This is a genomic window from Streptomyces formicae (assembly GCF_002556545.1).
Classification (GTDB): domain Bacteria; phylum Actinomycetota; class Actinomycetes; order Streptomycetales; family Streptomycetaceae; genus Streptomyces; species Streptomyces formicae_A.
This window is the reverse complement of record NZ_CP022685.1, coordinates 754,147-779,982: the sequence shown is the minus strand read 5'-3', so window position 1 is coordinate 779,982 and position 25,836 is coordinate 754,147. Positions and strand designations below refer to the sequence as shown.

The 25,836-nt window shown below is 71.5% G+C and carries 16 protein-coding genes; 8 read left to right on the top strand and 8 right to left on the bottom strand.

What is annotated here, in order from left to right; all coding sequences use genetic code 11:
- Positions 1-8 precede the first annotated feature (8 nt).
- From KY5_RS03260 to KY5_RS03250, 3 genes are all read left to right on the top strand, one after another.
- Positions 9-230 carry an MbtH family protein gene (locus tag KY5_RS03260; protein ID WP_098240741.1) on the top strand — a complete coding sequence of 74 codons (222 nt, stop codon included), beginning with the start codon at positions 9-11 and terminating at the stop codon, positions 228-230.
- Positions 231-313: 83 nt separating this feature from the next.
- Positions 314-2,764 (top strand): penicillin acylase family protein, encoded by a 2,451-nt coding sequence (locus KY5_RS03255; RefSeq protein WP_098240740.1) that lies wholly within the window; start codon positions 314-316, stop codon positions 2,762-2,764.
- A gap of 7 nt (positions 2,765-2,771) precedes the next feature.
- On the top strand, positions 2,772-3,596 hold the full coding sequence (locus KY5_RS03250; protein WP_098240739.1) for an alpha/beta fold hydrolase: 825 nt from the start codon (positions 2,772-2,774) through the stop codon (positions 3,594-3,596).
- Between the two features lie 75 nt (positions 3,597-3,671).
- On the opposite strand, the gene hisC is transcribed toward KY5_RS03250, so the two are convergent.
- The 5 genes from hisC to KY5_RS03225 all read right to left on the bottom strand — a co-directional run bounded on the left by hisC (position 3,672) and on the right by KY5_RS03225 (position 11,873).
- Positions 3,672-5,786, bottom strand: coding sequence for a histidinol-phosphate transaminase (gene hisC, locus KY5_RS03245; protein ID WP_098240738.1), 2,115 nt, complete (start codon positions 5,784-5,786; stop codon positions 3,672-3,674).
- Between the two features lie 72 nt (positions 5,787-5,858).
- Complete coding sequence (locus KY5_RS03240; RefSeq protein ID WP_098240737.1) at positions 5,859-8,609, bottom strand: ferritin-like domain-containing protein; 2,751 nt, start codon at positions 8,607-8,609, stop codon at positions 5,859-5,861.
- Between the two features lie 24 nt (positions 8,610-8,633).
- A complete protein-coding gene (locus tag KY5_RS03235; protein ID WP_159072476.1) occupies positions 8,634-9,785 on the bottom strand; it encodes a cytochrome P450 in 1,152 nt (383 codons plus the stop codon).
- Positions 9,786-10,119: 334 nt separating this feature from the next.
- Complete coding sequence (locus tag KY5_RS03230) at positions 10,120-10,932, bottom strand: ABC transporter permease (RefSeq protein WP_098240735.1); 813 nt, start codon at positions 10,930-10,932, stop codon at positions 10,120-10,122.
- Positions 10,929-11,873: an ABC transporter ATP-binding protein gene (locus KY5_RS03225; RefSeq protein ID WP_098240734.1), complete on the bottom strand. Its 945-nt coding sequence runs from the start codon at positions 11,871-11,873 to the stop codon at positions 10,929-10,931. The genes KY5_RS03230 and KY5_RS03225 overlap by 4 nt, the downstream gene beginning before the upstream one ends.
- A 340-nt stretch (positions 11,874-12,213) precedes the next feature.
- On the opposite strand from KY5_RS03225, the gene KY5_RS03220 reads away from it, so the two are divergent.
- Entirely contained in the window at positions 12,214-14,244 is a 2,031-nt protein-coding gene (locus tag KY5_RS03220; RefSeq protein ID WP_098240733.1) for a glycosyl hydrolase family 95 catalytic domain-containing protein, read from the top strand.
- A gap of 93 nt (positions 14,245-14,337) precedes the next feature.
- Here KY5_RS03220 and KY5_RS03215 read toward each other — a convergent pair whose 3' ends face one another.
- Complete coding sequence (locus KY5_RS03215; RefSeq protein WP_159072475.1) at positions 14,338-16,839, bottom strand: ABC transporter permease; 2,502 nt, start codon at positions 16,837-16,839, stop codon at positions 14,338-14,340.
- A gap of 11 nt (positions 16,840-16,850) precedes the next feature.
- Entirely contained in the window at positions 16,851-17,594 is a 744-nt protein-coding gene (locus KY5_RS03210; protein WP_098240731.1) for an ABC transporter ATP-binding protein, read from the bottom strand.
- A 153-nt stretch (positions 17,595-17,747) separates the two neighbouring features.
- Between KY5_RS03210 and KY5_RS03205 the strand changes: the two genes are divergently transcribed.
- From KY5_RS03205 to KY5_RS03190, 4 genes are all read left to right on the top strand, one after another.
- On the top strand, positions 17,748-19,055 hold the full coding sequence (locus KY5_RS03205) for a sensor histidine kinase (RefSeq protein ID WP_159072474.1): 1,308 nt from the start codon (positions 17,748-17,750) through the stop codon (positions 19,053-19,055).
- Positions 19,052-19,699, top strand: a complete 648-nt coding sequence (locus tag KY5_RS03200) for a response regulator (protein ID WP_098240729.1) — start codon at positions 19,052-19,054, stop codon at positions 19,697-19,699. Before KY5_RS03205 ends, KY5_RS03200 begins: the two co-directional genes overlap by 4 nt.
- A 152-nt stretch (positions 19,700-19,851) precedes the next feature.
- Complete coding sequence (locus KY5_RS03195) at positions 19,852-22,317, top strand: HAD-IC family P-type ATPase (protein WP_098240728.1); 2,466 nt, start codon at positions 19,852-19,854, stop codon at positions 22,315-22,317.
- 402 nt (positions 22,318-22,719) lie between these two features.
- Complete coding sequence (locus KY5_RS03190) at positions 22,720-24,120, top strand: aminotransferase class V-fold PLP-dependent enzyme (protein WP_098240727.1); 1,401 nt, start codon at positions 22,720-22,722, stop codon at positions 24,118-24,120.
- Here KY5_RS03190 and KY5_RS03185 read toward each other — a convergent pair.
- Positions 24,086-25,810, bottom strand: a complete 1,725-nt coding sequence (locus tag KY5_RS03185) for an ATP-binding cassette domain-containing protein (protein WP_098240726.1) — start codon at positions 25,808-25,810, stop codon at positions 24,086-24,088. The two genes, KY5_RS03190 and KY5_RS03185, sit on opposite strands and share 35 nt — an antisense overlap.
- Between the last annotated feature and the right edge of the window lie 26 nt (positions 25,811-25,836).

The window sequence follows — 25,836 nt, the reverse complement described above, 5'->3', positions numbered from 1 at the left end:
GGACACAGATGAGCACCAACCCGTTCGAGGACGCCGAAGGCACCTACCTGGTCCTGGTCAACGACGAGGGCCAGCACTCCCTTTGGCCGTCGTTCGTCGAGGTACCGGCCGGATGGCTGGTCGCCCTGAAGGAGACGAACCGCCAGGCGGCGCTCGACTACGTCAACGAGAACTGGACCGACATGCGGCCCAAGAGCCTGATCGACGCCATGGAGAAGGCCGACGCCTGATCCGGCGTACCAGGCCCCCCGTAGCCCGTCCTCGATGACGGGCGTGCCCGACAGGACCCGACACAGAAAGGGGGGCCTCACGCATGCCGCGCGTGACCCGGCTGCCCGCACGAATCCGCGGGGCGGTGAGTTCGCTGGTGGCCGGGATCACGCTGGTGGGGCTCACCGCCCTGCCCGCCTCCACCACCCCCACCCACACGGCCGCCGGTTCCGACCGGCGCGCCGTGATCCAGTACACCGAGTACGGCGTTCCGCACATCACGGCCGATGACTACCCCGGTCTCGGCTACGGCTACGGCTACGCGTCGGCCAAGGACAACGTCTGTGTCCTCGCCGACGCGTACGTCACGGTCAACGCCGAACGCTCCCGCTACTTCGGCGCCGACGCGCCCGCCAACGCGGGCGTGGGCGTGGCGGCCGACAGCCTCACCAGCGATCTCTACTTCCAGCGGCTCAAGGACTCCGGCACCGTCGAGCGACTCGTCGACAAACCGCCGCCGCTGGGCCCGGAACCGGAGGTCGCGCAGCTGGTGCGGGGCTACGTCCAGGGCTACAACCGCTACGTCGCCGAGGCGGACGCGCGGGGCGGCATCACCGACCCCGCCTGCCGAGGCAAGGAGTGGGTCAAACCCATCGCCGCCATGGACGTGTACCGGCAGATCCACGCCGTTACCACGATGTCCGGCTCCGGCACCTTCATGGACGGCATCGCAGGGGCCCGCCCGCCCGCACGGGCCGCGGCGGCACCCCGGCGCTCCGCCGACCCCGCCGCCGGTCTCGCCGCGGCGGTACGCGCCGCCCGCGGCGACGGCGAACTGGGCAGCAACGCGCTCGCGATCGGTGCCGAGGGCACCCGCGGCAGCCGAGGCGTACTCCTCGCCAACCCGCACTTCCCCTGGCAGGGGATGCGCCGCATGTGGCAGAGCCAGCTGACCATCCCCGGCCGCCTCGACGTCTCGGGCGCCTCGCTGCTCGGCTTCCCCGCCGTCCTCATCGGCCACAACCGCGACGTCGCCTGGACCCACACGGTCGCCACCGCGAGCACCTACGGGCTGTACGAAGTGCCGCTCGTCCCCGGCGATCCGACGCGCTATCTCGTCGACGGCACGCCCGAGCAGATGAAGAGCCACCGCGTGCGCGTCCGGGTCAAGGAGAAGGACGGGACGACCGGCACGGTCGAACGGACGCTGTGGGACACCCGCTACGGACCCGTGCTCGGCGCGGGACCCGGCGGCTTCCCGCTGCCCTGGGGCAAGGACACCGCCTACACGCTGCGCGACGCCAACAGCACCAACCTGCGGGCACTGAACAGTTGGCTGGGCCTCGGCAGGACCACGAGCACCGAGGACGTACGCCGGTCGCAGGCACGCACCCAGGGCCTGCCGTGGATCAACACCCTCGCGGTGGACCGCAAGGGCAGTGCCTACTACGCCGACATGCAGGTCGTGCCGCACGTCACCGACGAGCTGGCCAAGCGGTGCTCCACCCCGCTGGGCGAGCGGCTGCTCGCCACCAGCGGAGTGCCCGTCCTGGACGGCGGACGCGGCGCCTGCGCCTGGGGCACCGACAAGGATGCGGTGGAGCCGGGCCTGCTCGGCCCGGGCCGACTGCCACGGCTGATCCGCGACGACTACGTCACCAACTCCAACAACAGCCCCTGGCTCGCCAACCCCCGTTCCCCGCTGACCGGTTACCCCCGCGTCGTCGGGGACATCGGCACGCCGCGCTCCCTGCGCACCCAGGAGGGCCTCCTCTCCGTACAGCGCCGCATCGCCGGTACGGACGGGCTGCCGGGCAAGGGCTTCTCGCGCGCCACGATGGAACGGATGCTCTTCCGGGACCACAGCAGGGCCGCCGAACTGGCCGGCGCCGACACCGCGACGATGTGCCGGTCCTTCCCCGGCGGAACGGCACCCTCCACCCACGGCCCCGTCGACGTGTCGAGCGCCTGCCGCGCGCTGGCCGACTGGGACGGCCGCTACAGCAGCGACAGCCGCGGCTCACTGCTCTTCGCCCGTTTCGTCGCGAAGGCCGCCGGGGTGAAGGACGGCCCGTGGAAGGTGCCCTTCGACCCGTCCGACCCCCTGCGCACCCCGCGCACCCTGGCGGCGGACAAGCCCGAGGTGCAACAGGCGTTCGGCGACGCGGCCGCTGAGCTGCGCGCCGCGGACATCCCCCTGGACGCCCGGCTCGGCGACCATCAGTACGTCGTACGCGACGGCAAGCGCCTCCCCATCCACGGCGGGCCGCACGAAGCAGGTGTGCTCAACGTGATCACGCCCCGGGCCCTCGGGGCAGGCACTCCCGACGTGGCCACCGGGTCCAGCTTCCTCCAGGTGACGGAGTTCCCCGCCAAGGGCGCTCCCCGCACCTCCTCGCTGCTCACCTACGGGCAGTCCGCTGATCCCACCTCCCCGCACCACGCGGATCAGACACGGCTCTACGCGAAGGGCCGCTGGGTCCGCGAGCGGTTCACCCAGCGGGAGATCCTCGACTCGCCCCAGCTGCGGACGCACATCCTGACCGGGAAATAGGAGAACCATGCCCCTTGCCACCGTCAACGGCATCCGTCTCAACTACGAGGACAGCGGCTCCGGCGAACCCATCGTCATGATCATGGGTTCGGGAAGCGGGGGGCGCGCCTGGCACATGCACCAGGTACCGGCGCTGAAGGCGGCCGGTTACCGGGTGATCACCTTCGACAACCGCGGCATCCCGCCCACCGACGTGTGCGCCCAGGGGTTCACCGTCCAGGACATGGTGGCGGACGTCGTCGCGCTGATCGGCCGACTGGGCCTCGGCCCGGTGCGGTTGGTGGGCACCTCCATGGGCGCCTACGTGGCGCAGGAACTCGCCCTGGCCCGGCCCGACCTGGTGCGCCAGGCCGTCCTGATGGCGAGCCGGGCCCGCAGCGACGCACTGCGCCTCGCCCTGGCAGGCGCCGAACGGGAACTGCACGAGTCGGGGGTGGTGCTCCCCACGCGCTACCGCGCGGTCGTCCAGGCGATGCAGAGCCTCGCCCCCCGGACGCTCGACGACGAACGGGGCGTGGTCGACTGGCTGGACGTGCTGGAGATGTCCACCCAGGACACCGCGGGCCGGGGCGCCCAGCTCGGCCTTGAGCCGATGCCCGACCGCCGCGACGCCTACGCGGGCATCCGCGTCCCCTGTCACGTCATCTCCTTCGCCGACGACCTGATCACCCCGCCGTGGGCGGGGGAGGAGCTGGCGGCCCTGATCCCGGGCGCCGGGATCGAGGTCATCCCCGACGCCGGGCACTACGGCTATCTGGAGAACCCCGAACCGGTCAACAAGAGCATCCTGGAGTTCTTCCGCTCCGCCGCCCCGGTCGGCAGCGCGGACTGACCACGGCACGAAGGAGGGGCGGTCGCCACGGCGACCGCCCCTCCTTTCGTGTGCGCGGATCGGTCCGCGCTCACCTCACTCGGTGGTCAGCAGCCACAGCCAGGTCGAGGGAGCACCCAGCGGCTCGCGCCGCTCGACCCGGAGACCCGCACCGGCGAAGGCGTTCTCGTAGGTCGTCTGGTTCATGATCGGCGTGTCCATGAACGCGTGCACCAGCTCGAAGCCCGCCGAGAACACCGGCAGCGGCCCCTCACGCTTCTCCCAGTCCTGGGCCACGGTGTCGCCGATCAGGAACCGCTTGGCGTCCGGGAACACCCGGCGCAGCGTCTTCATGACCCCGACCGGGTCTCCCGTCGCGTCGAACAGGTCGTGCATCATCAAGAAGCTGGAGACCAGGTCGACCCCGGGGAACGTACGCTCGGAGAAGGCCAGGACGTCGCCGTGCACGATCTCGATGCGGTCGGAGAGCCCCGCGTCCGCGACCCGCCCGACCGCCTGCTCGCAGGCGCCCGCGTTGATCTCGATGCCGGTGCCGCGCCGGGCCGTGTCACCGCCGCACAGCCGCAGCAGCCGGGTGGCGTCGCCGCAGCCGAGGTCGGCGACCGAGCCGAAGTCGACCGAGGCGAGCACCTCCTTCTCCAGCGGCAGCATCATCGCGCGACCCACCTCGCCGGAGCCCACCGCGACCATCGCGCCGTCGCGGTCGATGTCCCCCTCGAAGACCGAGGTGCCGAGGGCGAGATCGGAGAGCCCGCGCAGGACGTCGTTGTAGCCGCCGACGCCCCAGGTGAAGAAGCCCTTCATCCGGACGAGTTCGCGGCCCGTCTCCGTCAGGGAGACGGTCTGGGTGTCCCCCTGACGCAACTCGACGTAGCCCAGCAGGGCAGCCACCCGCAGCATCGCCGTCAGGCCCGTGGAGTCGGTGCCCGTCGCGGTGACGAGCGAGTCGAGCGTGCACGCGGGCTGCGCCGAGAGCGGTTCCCACACGCCCAGCCTGGTCAGCGCGAACACCACGTTGGCGCCGATGTAGCCGTTGAAGAGGCTCTCGGGCGTGACCGCTTCCAGGGTCGGCACGGAGATCACGTCCCGTGCGCCGCCCAGCCCGTGGCCGCGCGCGGCGTGCGAGTTCGGGGAGGCGAGCAGCTTGCCGACCGCCTCGCAGAACCGGTCGGTCTCCTCGGACGTCCCCACCGTGACCCGCACCTGGCCGGGCCGTCCGAAGAACGTCAGGTCCCGCACCAGGATCCCGTGCTCGTCGGCGAGCCGCGCGGTGAATCGGGCGCTGTCACCGGGCGTCTTGACCATCACGAAGTTGGTGACCGAGGGCACGTAGGCCACGCCGAGGCGGTCAAGGCCCGCGCAGAGCCGCTCGCGCTCCAGCGCGTTGCGCTCACGGACCTCGTCTATGTGGTCCGGGCTCTCGAGGGCGGCCACGGCCGCCTGCTGCGCCAGCCTGTTCACGTTGAACGGCAGCGCCCTGCGCACCTCCTGGATGCCCGCGACGAGGTCGGCGGGACCGACCGCGTAACCGGCGCGCAGGGCGGCGAGGCCCCATGCCTTGGAGAAGGTCCGCAGCACCAGGAGGCGCCGGCCCGCGCGCACCGCGTCCAGGGCGTGCTCGTAACCGGACCCGGCGAACTCCATGTACGCCTCGTCGAAGACCGGTACGGCCCCGGCCCGTTCGGCGGCCGTGATGATCTCCTCGACGGCGGCGGGGGCGAGCGCGGTGCCCGTGGGGTTGTGCGGATTGCAGACGAAGACCAGGCGGGCTCCGTCGAGCTCCGCCACCAGGCCCGCGGCCGGTACGTGGTTGTCCAGGAGCGGCACCTTGCGGACCGTCGCCCCGGCCACGGCCGCCGACGCGGCGTACCCGGGGAACGTCGACTCCGTGACGACGACGGTCTGGCCGGGGCCCGCCGACGCGAGCGTGACGAGCAGCACGAGCTCGTCGGCCCCGTTGCCCACGGCCACCATGTCCGTGGGCACGCCCAGGTGTTCGGCGAGCCGCGTCCGCAGCACGGTCGCTTCGCTGTCCGGGTAGGTGGCGCACCGGCCCTCGAGCTCCTTGGTGACCGAGGCGATCACCCCGGGCGGCGGGCCGTACGGGTTCTCGTTGCAGTGGAGTCTCAGCATCCCGTCGCCCCTCTCGTGCTCGTGGTGGAGTGCGTGCAGTGTCGATGGGCTGCTCACGGTGTCTCCTTTGACGGGGAAGTGCCTGTGTGTGGCGTGCGCGCTCCCGGCTCCTTGATCCGCCGGGCGCGTCTACTGGCCGAGGTCGACGCCGGGCGACTGGAAGGCGGGCCCGAGGACCGTCTTCGCCCCCTCCGCCGAGGGGATGGCCAGCAGCTTCTTGGCCTCGACCTGCACCTGGAACATCAGCCCCACGGCGTCGTCCAGTTCTTTGGGGTGGCCGTTGAACACTCGGTTCAGGCCCTTGAGGAGGTTGGTGTACGACGCGTCGCAGCGCAGTGACTCGCGCCGTCCGACGGAGTCCGCGGGCAGCCGGTAGGTGTCGGGGTCGTCGACCACCGGGTGGACCCCGTCGGGGTCGAAGGGGATCGTGGGCCCCGAATAGGTCCACTTGCCGCTGCTGTCGAGCGCGAGCTGCCGCCCCTCGACGATCTCCTTGAACATGTAGTAGTGGCCGAGCTCCCCGGGGTCGCCCAGGCCGTCGCCGTCCAGGTCGTGCGGAGAACCCTCGCCCTGCTCCACGATCTGGTGGATGGCCAGGAGGGCCGAGCGGCTGTCGGTGACCTTGTAGAGTGTGCCCGGCGCGTCGGGCCAGCCGACCTGCCGGTCCGGGTCGCCGCTGAACAGCTTGCCGCCGTCGTCGAGGCGGATGATCGCGCGGGCGATGTGGTTGTAGAGCCACGCGATGGTCTGCGGCTCGTACTCCGCCTTGGAGAACCAGGACCTGAGCTTGTCGACGGCGTCGTCGTCCACGTGCCGCAGGTCGCCCTCGGGGCTGACCCGCACGCTCTTGGGCGAGATGACGTGGCCCTTGAAGGGCTTGCCGTCCACGGTCGGGTGCTGCGGCTGCTCGATCGTCATGAAGACGTCCCGCACGTGCTCGATCGACAGCTTGCGCAGCCTGACTTCGAGGTCGGGCAGGACGCCCGCGGGCAGCGCGCCCGGATAGACCGGCACGAGCCCGGGGCGGCCGATGCGCGGTTGCCCGCCGACGGCGTTCAGGAGGTTGCACACCTGGGCCATGTGCTGCATCTCCTCCAGCACGACGGCCCGGATGAGCCCGGCGATCTTCACGTTGCGGCCGGGCTTGATGGACATCAGCGCGGCCAGATAGGGCGGCACGGTCGCCAGTTCGACGACCATCGCCTGCTGGAGCACGTCCCTGAGTTCCTCGACGGTGGTGATGTCGAGCAGCGGCGGCAGGGGCCCGCTGTCCAGCCAGCTCACGATCATGTCTCGCTTTCCTGGGGAGAGGTCCCGGGTGACCGGCATGTGGTTGGGGGAGTCGGACGACGCGAGCAGGGTCCGCCGGATGTAGGTGCGGTGCTGCAGGACGTGGTTGTAGTTGGCCAGGTCCAGCACGTCCCGCATCACGGGGTAGAGGTTCGCGTACTGCTGGAAGAGGGGCCGGACGTCGCGGAGCCACGTCGGGCGCCGGGGGGCCCGGTAGGGGTCGAAGACGCGGAAGGAGAGCTTGCCGTCCGGTTCGCCGGGGCGGCGCAGGGACCCGTAGGACACCTCGGCCAGCGCGCCGTCGATCTTCTTGCGGGGATTGCCGGGGTCGGTGCCCGTGATCGTCACCACGGCGCGTCCCTTGGCGTCGGTGACGGCCTCGTCGGGGACGGACAGGGGGTGGGCGCCCTTGCCCGCGTCGAGGAACAGCCGCATCGCCTTGGCCGGTTGGCCGAAGCGCGTCGCGTACAGCGTCGTGGAGGCGGTCTTGGCCGGGCTCCCGGGATGCAGCCGGAAGACGGCACCGTCGGCGTGGATCCAGGTCGCGTCGTCGTTCTCCGCGAGGAGGACGACGGGCGGGTCCGCCGAGCTGACCACGGCGAGACGGCGCCGGGAGATCAGCGAGAGCTGCTTCTTCGTCAGCCGTACGGCGGCGATCCCCGCGTCGCGTTCGTAGAAGTCGCCGTCGATGCCCTCGACGGGGGCGAGCGTCTGCGGTCTTCCGTCGTCGCCGAGCACGGCCAGGGAGAGGGGGCCGACGTCCTTGAGGGGACCGCCGCGCTTGGTGGCGGGAATGCTGTTGCCGAGATCGAGGAAGATGGTGGACGACCGCTCGTCGACCCGGCACGGCGCGTGGAACAACGGGCTCTTGTCGTCGGGCTTGCGGAGCCTGCGACCGGCGACGAAGCGCCGGGGCTCGCCCGAGAAGTAGGGGCCGATGGAGCCGACGATCCGCCCGAAGGTGATGTTGTCGGGCCACTTCTCCACGCCGTCCTCGACGGCGTCCATGGTGACCTTGATCGAGAGCATGTCGTCCTCGGTCAGGGCCCGCAGGGCGCGCAGGAAGGGGGAGTCGAGGTCGGACGCCCAGTCGAGACCGGTCAGGACGGAGTGATACGTCCCGGAGATGTCGGGCCGCCCCGAGGGGAGCATGGCGCGCGGCCACATGTCCTCGACGGCGGACGGGAGGTAGTCGCCGCGCAGCAGTTCACCGCCGTCCTTGTCCAGGAGGCGGGGGCGCCAGCCGTAGATCTCCGGCACCATCTGGTTGTGCGGGTCGAGGTCGACCATCTTGCCGTTGGTCCGCAGGTCGTCGTCGACCAGGCGGCCGCCCACGACGGGGTCCTTGCGGCCGTCGGTGATCCGACGGCCGTTGGGAAGGCAGACGCTGGTCACGGAGACGTCGGCGAGGCGCAGGGTGCCCGGACCGCGCGGATTCCACAGGCCGTTGACGTCGGGCAGGTTCATCCGCCACTGGTAGCGCGGTTCGAAGAGGTCGTTGTCGAAGTACTGCGGCACGTTGTTGGCCGTGGCCACGTCGGTCTGGATGGTGCCGGCGAAGTTCAGCCTCGGGTAGCCGAGATAGGACACGGTGTGCGTTCCCCTCCTGCGGGGCTAGCGGCTCGTGGAGCCGGCCCAGCGGATCTGGACGGGGAGCTTGGCCGGTGCGAGGTTCACCCGGGGCGCGGAGTACTCCAGCGGAACGCCCGGGGAGACCGTGATGCTCGAACAGCGGTCCAGGAGCAGGGACATCGCGGTCTCGGCCACGACCCGGGCCAGCGGAGCACCGAGGCAGAAGTGCATGCCGTGCCCGAAGCCCAGGTGGCGGTTGGACGTGCGGCGGATGTCGAACCGGTCCGGATCCGCGAACTGGCTCTCGTCCCAGTTGGCCGACGCCGTCCAGACGACGACGGGAGCACCGGCGGACACGGCGTGCTCACCGATCCGGCAGTCCTCGGTCGCCAGGCGCAGGGCGCGCGGCAGCGGCCCCCGGTAGCGGAAGACCTCCTCGATCGCCGAGGGGATCAGGCCGCGGTCCTCGCGTATCGCGGCGGCGGAGGCCGGGTTCTCGTCCAGGCACACGACGAGGTTCGCCAGCAGCATCGTGGTGGTGTTGTGCCCGGCGAGCAGCATGACGGCGGCCAGGCTCACGACGTCCTGGACCGTCAGCTGTTCGCCGTCCACCTCGGCGGTGGCCAGGCGGCTGAGCAGGTCCGTGCCGGGTTCCTTGCGGCGCCTGCCGACCAGCTCGTGCAGGTACTGCTCCAACTGCTCCAGTTCGCTGCCGAGTTCGCCGCCCTCGGCGGTGCCCTGCCCCGCCGGGTCGATCAGCGAGGCCGCCCAGCTCTGGAAGGCGCGCCGGTCGTCGTGCGGCACTCCCAGGAGCTCGCACAGCACGATCATCGGCAGGGGGTAGGCGAACCGGTCGAGCAGGTCGAACTGCTCCACGCCGTCGAGTTCGTCCAGGATGCCGGTGGCCGTCTCGGCGACGCGGGGAGCGAGGCGGTTCACCAGGCGCCGCGAGAACGCCTGGCTGACCAGGCCGCGGAACGAGCGGTGGGTGGTCGGGTCCATCGTGAAGAAGCTGGCCGACGTCAGCCGCTCGATGACCGGCGGCACGTGGGTGTCGATGCCCGCGGCCTGGCTCGCCGCCCGCATGTCGGCAGAGAAGGAGGGATCGGACAGGATCCGCTGCGCCTCGTCGTAACCGAATACCTGCCAGGCGCGGATGGACTCGTCATAGCCGACAGGGGCGGTGTGCCGCATATGTGTCAACCATGAATTCAATGCGTCCACCTCCTTGTCGGGAAGGCGGGCCGCATTGTTGTCGATTTCTGGCCCAGAAGGCAGCATGAGACTCCACCGGAGGAATGTGACGGCTGACGGGCTAGTGGAGACTAACTCAGCTCTGTAGCCCTGTCAGGGTCGATCGTTCCGCTGCCGGGTGGAGTGGGCAGGTATTCCTGGCGGGGAAAGGGCCCCTGCCAGTTTCTTTTGTTCACCGCTTAATTAGCGGCCCCCTCGAACGGGAAGTCCCGGGCCCCGCGGGGGATGTGAGGGCCCGGGACGATCAGGTGGCGCCCGCGACGGGCGGTAGCCGTCAGGCGTCGCGGGTGCGCAGTACCCAGTAGCCGGCCACGTTGGCGACCACGGCCCAGAAGGCGAGCAGCACGATGGCCACGGGGGCGCCGTAGGGGTCGTTCTCGGAGACGCCCATCAAGCTCATGCCTGCGGGGCCCGGCAGGTAGTCGGCGGCCTTCGCGAGGAACTCCACCGACACGGACTGGAGGGTCATGGGGAGCACGAGGAGCACCAGGAAACCGACGGTGAGGGTGCCCGCGACGCTGCGCACCGCCGCACCGACGCCGGTGATGATCACGCCGACCGAGCCGAGGTAGCCGCCGACGGCCAGCGCCTGGCGGAAGGTGTCTCCCGCGCTCACCGGGTCCGCGACGTCACCGAGGGCCGCGATCGCGGTGCCGAGCGCGATGGGCGTGAGCACCAGGCCCGCCACGAACAGCACGGGGAACAGCACCAGGCTCTTGGCCAGCAGCATCCGGTGTCGTACGGGCACCCATTGCAGGGTGGCGCGGATGCTGCCGGTCGCGTACTCGGAGGCGATGACCATCGTCGCCATGGCGAGGACGGCGAACTGGCCCATGAAGATGACGCCGGTGCCGATGTTGTCCAGCGGCGCGGTCGGCAGCCCGCCGCTGGAGACCGACTCGTCCGTGGACCGCGCGGAGACGCCCGAGATGACGGTGTAGGCGATGAGGAGTGCCGCCGTCGCGACCAGGGAGACCCAGGTGGAGCGTACGGACCACAGCTTGGTCCACTCGGCGGCCGCGGCGCCCGGCAGACCGCCGCGGCCGTGGGCCACCGCCGCGGGAGCGGTCGTCGTCTTGTCGTTCATGCGTCCAACCCGTCCGTTCGGTTCGTCATCCGGGCGGTGCCGTACTCCAGGCTCCCGGAGGTCAGTTCCATGTACGCCTCTTCCAGCGAGGGCTCCTGCATGCGCAGTTCGTGCAGCCGGATCGCGGCCTCGTGCGCGAGGTCGCCCACCTGCTCGGAGGTGGCGCCGCGCACGACGAGCACCTCGTCGTCCGAGCGGTCCGCCGTGAAGCCCGCCGACGCGATGCGCGACGCCAGCTCCTCGCGGCCCCGAGGGTCGGGGACCCGCACGCGGACCGTGCCGAGGGCGCTGCGCTCGATCAGCTCCAGGATCGGCATGTCGGCGATGAGCTTGCCCTTGCCGATGACGACGACCTGGTCGGCGGTCTGCTGCATCTCGCTCATCAGGTGGCTGGAGAGGAAGACCGTGCGCCCCTCGTCGGCCAACGAGCGGGCGATCCCGCGCACCCAGCGCACTCCGTCGGGGTCGAGGCCGTTCACCGGCTCGTCGAAGATCAGCACCCCCGGGTCGCCGAGCAGCGCTCCCGCGATGCCCAGGCGCTGGCCCATGCCGAGCGAGAAGAGCCCGACCCGCCGCTTCGCGACCGAGGTCAGGCCGACGACCTCGAGGACCTCCTCGACGCGCCGCCCCGCGATGCCGTTGCTGCGGGCCATCGAAAGGAGATGGCTGCGCGCTGTCCTGCCGGGGTGCAGCGCCTTGGCGTCGAGGAGGGCGCCGACCTCCCGCAGGGGGTGCTTCAGCTCCTCGTACGTCTTGCCGTTGACCAGGGCCTTGCCGGATGTGGGGTGGTCGAGGCCGAGGATCATACGCATCGTCGTGGACTTCCCCGCGCCGTTGGGGCCGAGGAAGCCGGTCACACGGCCGGACTTGATCTCAAGACTCAGATCGTCCACGGCGGTGACCGTCCCGTAACGCTTCGTAAGCCCGCTGAGGCTAATCATGCATGCTCCCTGTTGGTGCGCCGGTGCCTTCACCGTATAAATCGGGGCAGCCCGGCACATCTGACGATGGAAATCAGCTGCTTGCCACTTTCGTAGGGGGCGGCCGCAGCTTCCGGTTGGGCCTCCGGGGGCCTCCCGGTGGAGCGTCTTTCATCGGTCGCTTAATGGCGGTGACTGTCGCATGCCCCAGTTGTAGGGTGGATTTTCGGTGCGGTAAAGGGGTGGCGAAAAAACAGAATCGGGCCTTTGGAATTACCGGCCGGTGGAAAGAGGGGCGTTCCATGAAGGCCCTCTACGCCCTCTCGACATCGACAGCGACTTGAGGCCGGAGGCCCCGACAGTGAACGCCGGATTCGGCAGACGGACCTTCATCCGTACGACCGCGGGCACCGGCCTTGCCGCCGCGTCCGGCAGCGCCTGGGCGGCGGAAAAGCCAGGTGCCCCGGCGGCCGGTGGCCCGGAGAATTCCACCGACCCCTATGAACGCGCCGTGCGGGACGCCCGCATGGAATGGGCGCGGCTGCCGGAGGACCCGGGGGCCGCGCCGTACCTGGGCAACGGCCGCACGGTCGCGCGGCTCGTCACGGCGCGGGGCGGACGCGCCGTGCGCCTCCTCGTCGGCGGCCGCGGCACGCGCCCCGACGACCCGCAGCCCGGCCGACTCGACCTGGTTCCGCTCGGTACCCCGACCGCGATCTCCTGCGCACTGGACCTGTGGCACGCCGAGCTGACCGGACGGCTCACCACCACCAGGGGCAGCATCACCTTCAGCGTCCTCGTCGACCGGCACGGCCCGGCCGTCCTGCTGCGCGCGAGTGCGGAAGGGGGCGAGCGGGTCTCCTTCGACGCCCCGCCCGCGGACGGCCGGACCCGGCAGCTGACCTGGGTCCACCAAGGCGGCGGCGCCCACCAGTTGCTCGCCGCCACGTCCGAGACGGGGCGGGGGACGGACGAAGGCTCGCTGCGCGCGCTCCTGAGGGCCGACCCCGACGCCGTCGTCGAGCGGCACCGCGACTGGTGGCGGACGTACTACCGGCGTGCCTACGTCGCCCTGCCGGACCGGACCCTCCAGCGGTTCCACTGGATCCAGATGTACGGCCTGGCCGTCGTCGTCGACACCGACCCCGAGCGGATCGGCCACGCCCCGGCCCTGCTCGGCCCGTCCGGCCACCTCGACATCGGCCCCTTCGCCCGCGCCGTCGAGCGGGGACCGCACCCCGGCCACGGCCATCTGACCAGCGCCCTGCCCGGAGTGGGATCGAAGGCCGGGCGTACGGAGAACCCGGTGCGCGCGTCGGGTGCGCTCGCCCTGTGGGAGGCGTACCGCTACTCCCCGGACCGGCGCCTCCTCGCGGAGCTGCTGCGGCCCGCGCTGCGACGCGCGGTGGACTACTACGCGGGTTTCCTCTACGCGGGCGTGGACGGACTGCTGCACCTGCCCGTCACGTACTCGCCGGGCCAGGCCGACGTCACCGACTGCACCCACGATCTCGCGCTCGTGCGGTGGGCGGTGACCACGCTGATCGACACGGTCCGCAAGGTCGGCGACGACGATCCCCGGATGGCGGACTGGCAGGACATCGCCGCGCGGCTCACCCCGTACCACAGGGACGACACCGGCGTCATGGTCGGAGCGGGCGTCCGGGCGAGCGGCTCCTACCCGCTCCCCTCGCACCTCCTGTGGATGCTGCCCCTGCGCGAGAGGGCGGGGGAGGGCGACCAAGGGCTGGCGCGGCGCAGCTTCGCGCAGTGGTCGAGCAGGCGGGAGGCATGGCACGGCGGATCGTACGCCGTGGCGGCGTCCCTGGCCGCGGCCCTGGGCGACGCGCGGCGGACGCTGGAGATGCTGCGCCACCTCACGGGCAGCGGGACGGCGACCGAGGGCGCACTGGCGTCCAACGCCCTGTACACACACGTGGACTCACCCTTCACCGCCGCTCCCTTCGAGGCGGGGCAGGCCCTCCTCGAACTGCTCGTCGGCGCGGGGAGCGGCCCCGTCGAGGTGTTTCCCGCCGTGCCCGACGACTGGCGGGACGTCCGGGTCGCCGGGCTGCGCGCCCCTGGCGGCTTCGTCGTCGAGGCGGCACGCCGGGACGGCCGCACACAAGGGGTGCGGGTGCGCGGCGAGTCCGATCGGCCGCTGACGCTGCGGCACGGCATCGAGGGCGACGTCGAGGCATGGGTGAGCGGTCCCGGCGACACGGGCCCCGGCCGCCGCGCCGAGCTGCGCCGCACCGGACCGGGCACGGCTTCGTTCCGGCCCGTCGAGGGCAGGACGCTGACCGTCGTACGCCGTGGCGTGGACCCGGACTTCGACGTGTACGACGTGCCCGCCTCGGACGGCGGCCGTCGCTGGGGCGGCCTCGGCTGACCCGCGAGGCACGACGACACGACGGAGCGGGGCCGGTGGACATCCACCGGCCCCGCTCCTCGTGCTCCGCTGTGCCGAGCCCTTCCGCCCCGGCTAGTCGCTGGCGATCGCCGCCAGCACGTTGGTGTTCGCGGCGCGGCGGGCCGGCCACATCGCCGCGAGCACGGCCGCGACGGCCATCCCGACCAGCGCGATCCCGATCGTGGCGTACGGCATCGTGAAGTCCCACAGCCGCTGTCCGAACATGGCGTGCTGCATCACGGCGCCCGCGGGAACCCCCACCACCACGCCGAGGAGCGCGCCGAACAGGGAGATCGCGATGGACTCCGACCTGATCATCCGGCGTACGAGCATCCGCTTGGCGCCCACCGCGCGGATCACGCCGATCTCACGGGTGCGTTCCATGACGGACAGCACCAGCGTGTTGATGACACCGAACACCGCGATGACGATCGCCACGCCGAACATGGCGTACATCAGGGTGAAGGCGAACTGCTGCTCCTCCACGCCCTGGTCGACCAGGCCCTCGCGGTCCGTGATGGTCACGTCGGGGCGGTCGCGGAACGCCGCCTTGATGCTCGCCCGCGCCTTGTCGGCGTCGGACCCCGAGGCGTACAGGAGGGAGATCTGATTGCGCAGCGACTGCGGTGCCTTCGCCGCGTCGACGAAGATGCTCGCCTGCAGCTCCGTGGCGTCGTAGATGCCCACCACGGGTTGCGTGACGGACGTCTTGGCGTCCAGCTTCAGCGTGATCTTGTCGCCCATGCCCAGCTTCAGCATGTCGGCCTGGTTCTTCGAGACGACCAGACCCTTGGTCAGATCGGCGGTGCCCTCCGTGATGTTGGGCGTGAGCACCGTCTTCAGCGCCGCGGGCTCGATCGCGGAGATCCGCCGCTCCGTCTTGCCGCCCGGGTAGTCCAGCTTGACCAACACGTCGCGACTTCCCGCGACGTGGTCGACGCCCGGCAGCTTGCGGACCCGGTCCATCTCTGCAGGGGTGAGGGTCGAGCCGCCCCCCGCCGCCGACTGCAAGACGGTCGTGGTGACCGGCACGTTGCTCCGCGTCGTCGAGGCGATCAGATCGGAGAAGGACGCGCTGAGCGTGGCGAAGGCACACACCAGGCCGAGGCCGACGGTGATGGCGGTCGCGGTGCCCGCGGTGCGCCGGGGGTCACCGGCCGCGCTGCGCAGCCCGAGGCGCACGGCGGGGCCGCTGCGACCACCGATGATCTTGGTGGCGGGGCGCAGGACGTTCTCGGCGAAGAAGGGGGCGAGCAGGATCACGCCGACGACACCGAGCACGGCACCGACCAGCGCGACGACGCGCAGCAGGTTGGACGAGCTCGGGTCGGCCGTGGCGATGACCATGGCGAGGGAGACCGCCAGGAAGCCCACGCCCATCAGGTTCCTGCGCCGCTTGGTCTCCCGCGGGACCACCGCGTCGGTGCGCAGGGCGGCCACCGGAGGCACGGAGGCGGCGCGGCGTGCCGAGTTGTACGCGGCGAGGACCGTGACCAGCACGGCGACGCCGAAGCCCAGCAGGATCGCGACCGGACTGACGGTGAACTCGACGTTGTCGTCGGGCCGCATCACATTGATCAGCAACGGGCCGATCGCGACACCGGCCAGGGAGCCGATCGCGCCGCCCGCGACGCCGAGGACCGCCGCCTCCACGATGATCGCGGTGCGCACCTGCCGCCTGCGCGCGCCCACGGCACGCAGCAGCGCGAACTGTCGGGTGCGCTGGCTGACCAGCATGGTGAAGGTGTTGGCGATGACGAACATCCCGACCATCAGCGCGACCGCCGCGAACGGCAGCATCGTCAGACGCAGGTCCGCCGCCTCGGTGTCGGACTGCTTGGTCGCCGCGTCGGCGAGCGCCTTGCCCGTCTCCACGGGGTAGTTGTCGGGCACCGCGCCCCGCGCGGTGTCCGCGAGCGCGGTGGCGCTGGTACCGGCCGCGGCCGTCAACTCGACGCGGTGGTAGCGGGTTCCGAGGAGCTTCGCGGCGGTGGCGTTGTCGTAGGCCACCACGGGAACGGCGTCGGACGCCTCGTCCGAGTCCGCGTCCGCCTCGGGGCCGAGACGGTGGTACGTGAAGAGCGCGGTCACCTTGGCGTGGTCCGAGCGGCCGCCGGACAGCAGGATGCGCACGGTGTCGCCCACCGCGTACCCGGCCTTGTCGGCGTCGGTCTTGTTGAGCGCGACCTGGCCCTTGCTCCGGGGCGCCTTGCCCTCGTCCACGGTGAAGCGCTTGTCGGTGCTCCAGTTGGTGCCCGCCCGGTCGAGGACCGTGGTCGCCTTGGTCAGCTTGCCGTCGCGCCCGACGACGCCGGCCCGTCCGACCACCACTCCCTGGGCCTCGGCGACGCCCGGCAGCTTCGCGAGCCGGTCGCGCTCGGCCGTGTCGAGCACCGGGTCCTTGCCGGGACTCTGCACCGCGACGCTGACGTCGTCCCGCGTCTCGCGCAGGGTGAGCGTCGCCGCGATGGAGTCGCTCACCACCCAGCTGCCGACCGTCGCGGTCACGCCGAGGGCGATGGCCACGAGGGTCATGAACACGCGGCCCTTGTGCGCGAGGAGATCGCGCAACATGGTCCTCAGCATCAGGCCACTGACCCTTCGAAGGACTTCATGCGCTCGAGGACGCTGTCCGCGGTCGGCGCGAGGATCTCGTCGACGAGCGCCCCGTCCTTGAGGAAGAGCACCCGGTCGGCGAAGGCGGCGGCGCTGGGCTCGTGGGTCACCATCACCACGGTCTGGCCGAGGTCGTCCACGCTCTGCCGCAGGAACTGGAGCAGCTCCGCGGACGCGGTGGAGTCCAGTGCGCCGGTCGGCTCGTCGGCGAACACCACGTCCGGCTGGGTCACAAGCGCCCGGGCACAGGCGACCCGCTGCTGCTGGCCGCCGGAGAGCTGGCTGGGCCGGTGGCTCAGGCGGTCCTTGAGGTTCACCGTGGTGATGATCCGGTCCAGCACCTCCTTGTCCGGCTTGCGTCCGGCGAGGTCGAACGGCAGCAGGATGTTCTCCAGCGCCGTGAGGGTGGGCAGCAGGTTGAACGCCTGGAACACGAAGCCGACGCGGTCCCTGCGCAGATCGGTGAGGGCGTTGTCGCTCAGCCCGGTCACCTCGGTGTCGCCGATCCACACCGAGCCCTCGTCGGCCTTGTCGAGACCGGCGACGCAGTGCATCAGCGTCGACTTGCCGGAGCCGGAAGGCCCCATGATGGCGGTGAACTCCTGGCGCATGAAGCGCACATCGACGCCCGCGAGGGCGGTCACCCGTGCGTCGCCGGATCCGTAGTGCTTGCCGAGCCCGGAAGCTCGGACAGCGGCTGTTGTTTCTGTCATGGCGGTGAGTCTGCGCGAACGGGGGCACTCTCCACTTCGCCGGAAAGTCCACGATCATGCCCCACTTAGGTCACGGTGCCACCCAACCTTCGTGGGGGCAGGTGCGGACACACGGCGGAGGCCGACGCTCCGTCGAACTACTACGCTCGGCGTGTGACACGACGTACGCCGACGGCTACCGAACCGGCAATCCGCGCATGTATAAGACGATGGCTGGACCGGTGGGGGCTGCCCCTGCTGTCGTTCCTGCTCGCCGTCGGCGCCTTCTTCCCCATCGACGGACGCCCCGTCCCGCACGTCCAGGGCGAGTTGGGGCTCACCCCCTGGCCCGCCCTGATCCTGGCCGGGCTCATCGCTGTCTCCTCCGTGATCGCGGTCCGCGTCCTGCCGGGCAAGCGCTGGCCGGTCATCGCGGTCGGCTGCGCCTCCTGGGTACTGACCTCCGTGTGGGCCACGCTCTGCGTGTCCTCGTACGTCGTCGGCTCGACCGTGCGCAGGCCGCTCCAGCAGATGTCCTACGTGGCGGGGGCCAGCGTCATCACGGTGCTGCCCACGGCCATGGGCCTGGCCATCGGGCTGCCGGGCGTCTTCTGGGGCGACGTGTTCTCCTCGATGGGCGGCGCCGGGCTCTTCGTCTGGCTGCCCTTCGCCCTCGGGCTGTGGAACAAGGCCCGCAGGGACGTGGTCGAGAGCCTGCACGAGCGGGCGGAGCAGCTGGAGCGCGAACAGGCGACCCGCGCGGAACAGGCACGCCTGCAAGAACGCGCCCGCATCGCCAGGGACATGCACGACGTGGTGGCCCACCGGGTGTCCCTGATGGTCCTGCACGCGGGCGCCCTGGAGATCAACGCGAAGGACGAGGAGACGGCGCTGGGGGCGGAGCTCATCCGGACCACGGGCCGCGAGGCCCTCGCCCAGCTCAGGGACGTCATCGGCGTGTTGAAGGCATCGGACGGCGAGGGGATCGCCCTCGGCCCCCAGCCCACGCTGGTGGACCTCGAACGGCTCCTCAACCAGTCGCGCGCGGCGGGCATGTCCGTCCGCAGGGTCGACGGCGGGACCCCGCAGCGCCTGCCCACCCTCCTGGAACACGCCGCCTACCGCTTGGTCCAGGAGTCCCTCACCAATGTGCACAAGCACGCGGGGGCGGCCGACACCGAGGTGGTCGTCCGTTACCACGAGCACGATCTGGAGATCGCCGTGCACAACGAAGCCCCCACGGGACCCGTCGAGTTGCTGCCGGGCAGCGGCATGGGCCTGCTCGGGCTGCGCGAACGCGTCGAGCTGCTCGACGGTGAGTTCACCGCGGAGCCGAGGCCGGGCGGCGGCTTCTCCGTCCGCGCACGACTCCCCATTCCCGCGCCGGACACGTCCACGGACGACGCCGCGGCACACGACAGCGCCACACCTGACAGCGCCACACATGACACCGCCACGCATGACATGGAGGAACACAAGTGATCCGGGTCCTGGTCGTCGACGACGAAGCGCTCGTACGGGCCGGATTGCGCATGATCCTGCAACCGGCCGACGACATCGAGGTGGTCGGCGAGGCGGGCGACGGCAGCGAGGCGGTCACCGCCGTCGCCAAGCACCGCCCGGACGTCGTCCTCATGGACGTACGCATGCCCGGCATGGACGGACTGACCGCGCTCAAGGAGCTGCGCCGTTCGCCCAGGGCGCCCAGCGTCATCATGCTGACCACCTTCGACCTCGACGACTACGTGCACACCGCGCTGCGCAACGGCGCGGCCGGGTTCCTCCTCAAGGACACCTCGCCGCGCGACCTCGCCGCGGCCGTGCGCACGGTCTCGGAGGGCAGCGCGATGCTCACCCCCCGGATCACCAAGCGGCTGATCGACACGTTCGCCGGACTGGAATCGGGGGAGTCCGCGAACGCGCGGCAACGCCTGACGGTGCTGACCGAGCGGGAGGAGGACGTGGTGCGCGGCGTGTCAAGGGGTCTTTCGAACGCCGAGATCGGCCGTGAACTGTCCATGAGCGAGGGCACGGTGAAGTCCCACGTCAGCAGGGCCCTGGCGAAGCTCGGCCTCTCCAATCGCGTCCAGGTGGCGCTGCTCGCCCGTGACGCGGGCATGAACTGAAGCCGGGATTCCGTTCGTCCGACCGTTCGTCCGGGTAGAGCCCCCACCAAAGTAGGGGTGGGCACCATCGTTCGTCCGTAGTGGGGGACAGCAGCGGTCATTACGGTCTCGATCAGTTCATTGGTCGCGACCGGCGTGGAGGAGACCCAGACATGTATAAGCGGTCGAAGGGGGCGAACGGCACCGGGAGAGTCGGCGGACACGACACCGCCGGCCTCCTCCCTTTACCCAGGGGCGCGGCCGGTGGCCTGACCTCCGCGGAGGTGGCGCGGAGGACCGGGCGGGGCGAGGTCAACGACATGCCTTCGCGGTCCGGACGCACCGTCGGTGACGTCGTGCGCGCCAATTTCTGCACCCGCATCAACGCGATCATCGGCGTCCTCCTCGTGGTCGCCCTGATCGTCGGCCCCCTCCACGACGCGCTCTTCGGCGTGGTCATCCTCGCCAACACGCTGATCGGCGTCGTCCTGGAGATGCGCGCCAAACGGACCCTCGACCGGCTCGCCGCCGTGGGCGAGGCCCGGCCCACGGTGCGCCGCGACGGCCGAGCCCTCACCCTCGCCCCGGCCCACATCGTCCTCGGCGACGTCGTCGAACTCGGCCCCGGGGACCGGATCGTCGTCGACGGGACCGTACTGGAGGCGAAGGGCCTGGAGGTCGACGCGTCGCTCCTCACCGGTGAGGCCGAACCCGTGCTCAAGCGCCCGGGGGACGACGTGATGTCCGGGAGCTTCGTCGTGTCCGGCTCGGGCGCCTTCGTCGCCAGGAGGGTCGGCCGGGCCACCCGTGCCGCGCGTCTCGCCGAGGAGGCCCACCGCCGTACGCTCGTCACCTCCGAACTGCGCGACGGCATCAACACGCTCATCACGTACGTCACCTACGCCCTGGTCCCGGTCGGGATCGTGCTGTTCCTCGGCCAGTTGGGCGCCGGGGACGGCGGGGTGTCCGAGGCGGCTCGGCGGACGATCGCCGGGATCGTCCCCATGGTTCCCGAGGGCCTCGTGCTGCTCACCGCCGTCGTCTTCGCCGCCGGTGCCGTGCGGCTCGGCAAGCGGGACTGCCTGGTGCAGGAGCTGCCGGCCATCGAAGGACTCGCGCGCGTGGACACCGTGTGCCTGGACAAGACCGGGACCCTGACGGAGACGTCCATGGACGTCTCCGTGGTCCACGAGATCGAACAAGGCGTACGAGTGGGGGACGTGCTCGGCGCGCTCGGCGCACTGGACGATCGCCCCGAGGCGGGCATGCGGGCCGTCATCGACGCCTATCCGGCGCCGAAGGGCTGGACCGAGAAGGAGAGCGTCCCGTTCTCCGCCGCCCGCCGGTGGGGCGGCGCGACCCTGACCGACGCCGCGGGCACCACCGTGACGTGGCTGCTCGGCGCGGCCGACGCGCTGCTCGCTCCGGGCCACTCCGTGCTGGTCGCTGTGGACGCCTACGGCGAACGCGGTCTGCGGGTACTGCTCCTGGCGCGCTGCTCACTCCCGTTGAGCGAGGTGCTCGCCGCACCGGAGCGGGGCCCTTACGCGACGGCCCCGGTGGCCCTGGTGGTCATCGCGCAGCGCGTCCGCGAGGAGGCGCCCGCGGCCCTGCGGTACTTCGCGGAGCAGGGCGTGGAGACCAAGGTGATCTCGGGCGACAACGCGCTCTCGGTGGGCGCGGTGGCCCGCGGACTGGACCTGCCGGGCGGCGACCGCCACCTCGATGCACGCCAACTCCCCGACGAACCAAGCCAGTTGAGCGATGTCGTGGCGGACCACGCCGTCTTCGGCCGGGTGAGTCCTCACCGCAAGCTCGACATCGTCACCGCGCTGCGGTCCCGCGGCCGCACGGTGGCGATGATGGGGGACGGGGTGAACGACGTGCTCGCGCTCAAAGCGGCGGACGTCGCCGTGTGCATGGGTACGGGAAGCCCGGCCGCTCGCGCGGAAGCCCAGATCGTGCTCCTCGACGACGACTTCTCGTCCCTGCCGTCCGTCGTGGCCGAGGGCAGGCGCGTCATCGGCAACATCGAAGGCGTCGCCCACCTGTTCCTCACCAAGACGACGTACTCCGCGCTCCTGGCCGTGCTGGTGGTCCTCGTCGACGTCCCCTACCCCTTCCTGCCCCGGCAGCTCACCCTGATCGGCGCGCTCACCATCGGCATCCCGGCCTTCGTCCTTGCGCTGGCTCCCAACACCGTGCGCCCACAAGGCCACTTCGTACGGCGGGTGCTCCGGTTCGCCGTGCCGTGCGGGGTGGTGACGGCCCTGGCCACCATGGGCTCGTACGCCGTCGCCCACGCCGTCTACGACGGGGACCGGGAGGCGGCGGCGTCGGCCGCGGCGCTCACGCTGTTCCTCGTCGGGCTGTGCGTGCTGTCCATCGTCGCGCGCCCCCGCACCTGGTGGCGCGTGCTGCTCGTTCTCGCGATGACGCTGTGCTTCGCGGTGGTCCAACTGGTGCCGTCCCTACGGACCTTCTTCCAACTGGAGCTGGTGGGAACCGCGGCCCCGTGTGCGGCGGTCGGCATCGCCGTCGTGGCCGGTGCGCTGCTCGAAAGCGCGTGGCGGATCGCGCGGCGCGGGTCGGTGGACGCGGCGGAGCGGGATCTGTCGGGCGGTGGGGTGCTTCGGTGAGTGCCGGGGGTCGCGCTGCTCCTTGTCGCGCTCGGCGGACCGACGGGCGAGGTGCTCGGTGCCGATGGAGTCGTGCTTGTGCGCGCGGGCGGCCTCCTGCGCCAGCACGATGCTGTGCCGGTTCAGGTCGGTGTACCGCTCGAAGGGGCCGGGCCGGGCCGGGTGCGTGGCGCTGCTGGGCGGCCTGCTCGGACACTCCGAGGGGCTCGCCGATCTCGGTCCATGACGCGCCGGGCTGCTTGGCCTGCCCCGGCAACCAGCGCCCGCCCCAGGCGGTCTGGACAGCCGCGCGCGGATGCCAGACCCTGCGGGCAGGCGCGCTCGTTCCGTGTCGCGTCGTGCGGGTGGGGCGACTGGCGGTGTCCCCGGGGCCGAGGTCCCGACCGCCGGGACGGGGGTGGCATGGGGGAGATAGGGAAGGGCGCGGCGTTCTTCGAGCGGCTGCGTACCGAGGAGTTCGGGTACCTCGATGAGACGGGGCAGATCTACCTCGACCACACCGGCACCGCGCCGGTGCCGCGGAGCCTGGCCCGGGCTCAGGCCGCGCGCCTCACGGGGCAGGTGTTCGGCAATCCGCACACCGAGAGCCCCGCGTCCACCGCGTCGACCGACCTGGTGGAGGAGGCGAGGCTCCGGGTCCTACGGTTCCTGGACGCCGATCCCGCCGAGTACACGGTGGTGTTCACGGCCAACGCCTCCCAGGCCGTCAAACTGGTCGCGGAGTCCTATCCCTTCCACCGGCGCTCGGGAGCGCTGCTGCTCACGCAGGACAACCACAACTCCGTCAACGGCGTACGGGAGTTCGCGCGGGCCGCGCGGGCGAAGGTGGGCCTCGTCCGGTTCCAGGGGGACGAACTGCGCCTGTCCGGCGAGGCATTGGGCAGGGCACTCGCTGGTCGGCACCGGGGTCTCTTCTGCTATCCGGCGCAGAGCAACTTCACCGGCGTACGGCACCCGTTGGAGTGGGTGACGAGGGCGCGATCGGCGGGCTGGCACACGCTCCTGGACGCGGCGGCGTACCTGCCGACCGGCACGCTGTCGCTGCGCCGGGTGCCCGCGGACTTCGTGGTCGCCAGCTGGTACAAGGTCTTCGGCTACCCGTCCGGCGTGGGCAGCCTGGTGGCCAGGCGGGAGGCGCTCGCCCGGCTGCGCAGGCCCTGGTTCGCGGGCGGCACGATACAAGTGGTCAGCGCGCAGGCGCACTGGCACCGCATGGCGCAGGCGCCCGCCGCCTTCGAGGACGGCACCCCCGACTTCCACGCCGTCCCCCAGATCACCACGGGCCTCGACTGGTACGAGGAGGTGGGCGCCGACGCGGTGGCCGAGCACGTCACCGGTCTTACCGGACGTCTCCTGGGGGCACTGGCCGGGCTCCGGCATCCGGACGGCAGGCCGCTGGTCCGCGTCTACGGCCCGCGCGGCACGCGGGGGCGCGGCGGCACGGTCGCCCTGAACGTCCTGGACGGCCGGGGCGAGGTCGTCGACGAGCGGATCGTGGCCCGCGAATGCGCCGCTGCGGGCATCTCGGTCCGTACGGGATGCTTCTGCAACCCGGGCGCGGGCGAGGAGGCCTTCGCCATCGCGCCGCGCCTGTTGCGGCGCACGGGCACCGGGCGGTGGCGCGCCGAGACCATCGACGGGTACATCCAGCGGCTCGGGCTGCCCTCCGGCGGCGCGGTGCGCGTCTCGCCGGGCATCGCGAACGTGGCCGAGGACATCGACCGGTTCGTGGACTTCCTGCACGCGACCTTCGCCGCCGCCACGCCCGTCAGGGGCGCGCTGGCCCCGCGTCTGACGTGCTGAGCCGGTGCGCCGACGTCGGACAGCGCCACCGCAGCACCAGCCAGGAGGCGGTGAGCAGCGCCGCGGCGCACCCGGCGAGGATCACCCACCCCACCCACGCCGGGTGGCCGAAGCTGCTCCCGTACGAGTCGAGCAGCGTCCGCCCCTCCGCGCCGCCGCCCCGCCACAGCGTTTCCAGGTCGGCACCGGAACCGAGGGCCTCGAACGCCCACCGATTGGTCATCGCGACGCTGATCCAGCGGCCGCCCGCCGCCATGTCGGGCACCGGCACGAAGGCACCGGAGAAGAGCACTTGGGGGAAGCAGAGCAGCGGGAGCACCAGGGCGGCCTGACTCGGTTCGGAGACGAGCGCCGAGCAACACAGGCCGAGCGCGAGCGCGGCGAACGAGGCGAGCGCCGTCGTCACGAACAGCGAGGCGTGGACGGACAACTCGGCAGCGGGAAGCCGGTCCAGGGCCCGCAGCACCACGAGCAGCAGCGCGTCCGCGAGCAGCAGGACCGGGCCGAGGACGGTGAGCTTGGCCAGCAGATAGGGCCACAGGCGAAGGACGGTCCTGCGCTCCCTGCGCACCACCGCCAACTCGCCGCAGATCTGAGGGAGTCCGTAGGCGAGCCCGAAGAAGAACGCGCCGAACGCGATCCAGAACAGCACCATCGCGGAGGCGGCGGGGGAGGGGTGCCCGGGATCGAAGACACCCGGACGGAACAGCAGCGCGAACATCGCGATGATGACCAGCGGCGAGCCGATGGTGATCGCGGCGGTCAGGCGGTCGTGCCGCAGGAGCCGCAGATCACGGCCGGTCAGGACCGCCCACTGACGCAGCCGACCCGTCGCCGGGGTGAAGCGGGAACGGGTGAATCGGGAAGGAGTTGATGGCGGCGGCGACTTGAGCGACGGCCGTGGTGCTCCGCCGCACGCGTCTCCGCCGCACGCGTCTCCGCCGCACGCGGCTCCGCCGTCCCGCGGCACTTCCATGGAGTACAGCGCCTCGAACGTGCCGTCGCAGGACAGGTCGAGCAGTTCGGAAGGGGCGCCCGCCGGGCCGGGGCGGCCGTTCGGCGCGATGAACATGACCTGGTCGCAGTGGTGCAGGTCGGCGGGTGTGTGCGTGGTGAACACCACGGTGACGCCGCTCGCCGCGAGGCGGACCAGGTGCTGGGTCAGCTGGGCCCCCGCCAGCGGGTCGAGTCCGGACGTCGGCTCGTCGAGGAACAGCAGCCGGGGACGGGAGAGCAGCTCGATCGCGATGCTGGCCCTCTTGCGCTGCCCACCACTGAGCGTCCGCACCGACTGCCCGGCGACGTCGCCGAGCCCCAACTCGTCCAACACGCGCGGTACGTCACCGGGGTCGGTGCCGCGCAGCCGCGCCGCGTACTCCAAGGCGACGCGCAGCGGCAGCGCGCGGTGCACGATGTCGTCCTGCGGCACGAAGCCGTAGCGTGGCGCCTGCCCGGCGCCCCCGGTCGCCGCCCGCACCGACACCTGCCCGTGCCGGGGCGCCCGCAGCCCGGCAAGCACTTCGAGCAGCAGCGTCTTCCCCGCCCCGCTGCCACCCGCGATGCCGAGGACCTGCCCGGGAGCGATCGTCGGCACGTCGATGCCGGAGAGCGCGACACCGCCGCCCGGCAGGACGAGTTCGACACCCCGAGCCGAGAGCTCGACCCCCGGCTGTTCCTCGATCGCCACCATGCGCCGCCCCTCCCGTGCCCGCCGCC

Coding starts and splice junctions, on each gene's coding strand:
- KY5_RS03260 (WP_098240741.1), top strand. CDS start 9: ATGAGCACCAACCCGTTCGAGGACGCCGAAGGCACCTACCTGGTCCTG.
- KY5_RS03255 (WP_098240740.1), top strand. CDS start 314: ATGCCGCGCGTGACCCGGCTGCCCGCACGAATCCGCGGGGCGGTGAGT.
- KY5_RS03250 (WP_098240739.1), top strand. CDS start 2,772: ATGCCCCTTGCCACCGTCAACGGCATCCGTCTCAACTACGAGGACAGC.
- KY5_RS03235 (WP_159072476.1), bottom strand. CDS start 9,785: ATGCGGCACACCGCCCCTGTCGGCTATGACGAGTCCATCCGCGCCTGG.
- KY5_RS03230 (WP_098240735.1), bottom strand. CDS start 10,932: ATGAACGACAAGACGACGACCGCTCCCGCGGCGGTGGCCCACGGCCGC.
- KY5_RS03225 (WP_098240734.1), bottom strand. CDS start 11,873: ATGATTAGCCTCAGCGGGCTTACGAAGCGTTACGGGACGGTCACCGCC.
- KY5_RS03215 (WP_159072475.1), bottom strand. CDS start 16,839: ATGTTGCGCGATCTCCTCGCGCACAAGGGCCGCGTGTTCATGACCCTC.
- KY5_RS03210 (WP_098240731.1), bottom strand. CDS start 17,594: ATGACAGAAACAACAGCCGCTGTCCGAGCTTCCGGGCTCGGCAAGCAC.
- KY5_RS03195 (WP_098240728.1), top strand. CDS start 19,852: ATGTATAAGCGGTCGAAGGGGGCGAACGGCACCGGGAGAGTCGGCGGA.
- KY5_RS03190 (WP_098240727.1), top strand. CDS start 22,720: ATGGGGGAGATAGGGAAGGGCGCGGCGTTCTTCGAGCGGCTGCGTACC.
- KY5_RS03185 (WP_098240726.1), bottom strand. CDS start 25,810: ATGGTGGCGATCGAGGAACAGCCGGGGGTCGAGCTCTCGGCTCGGGGT.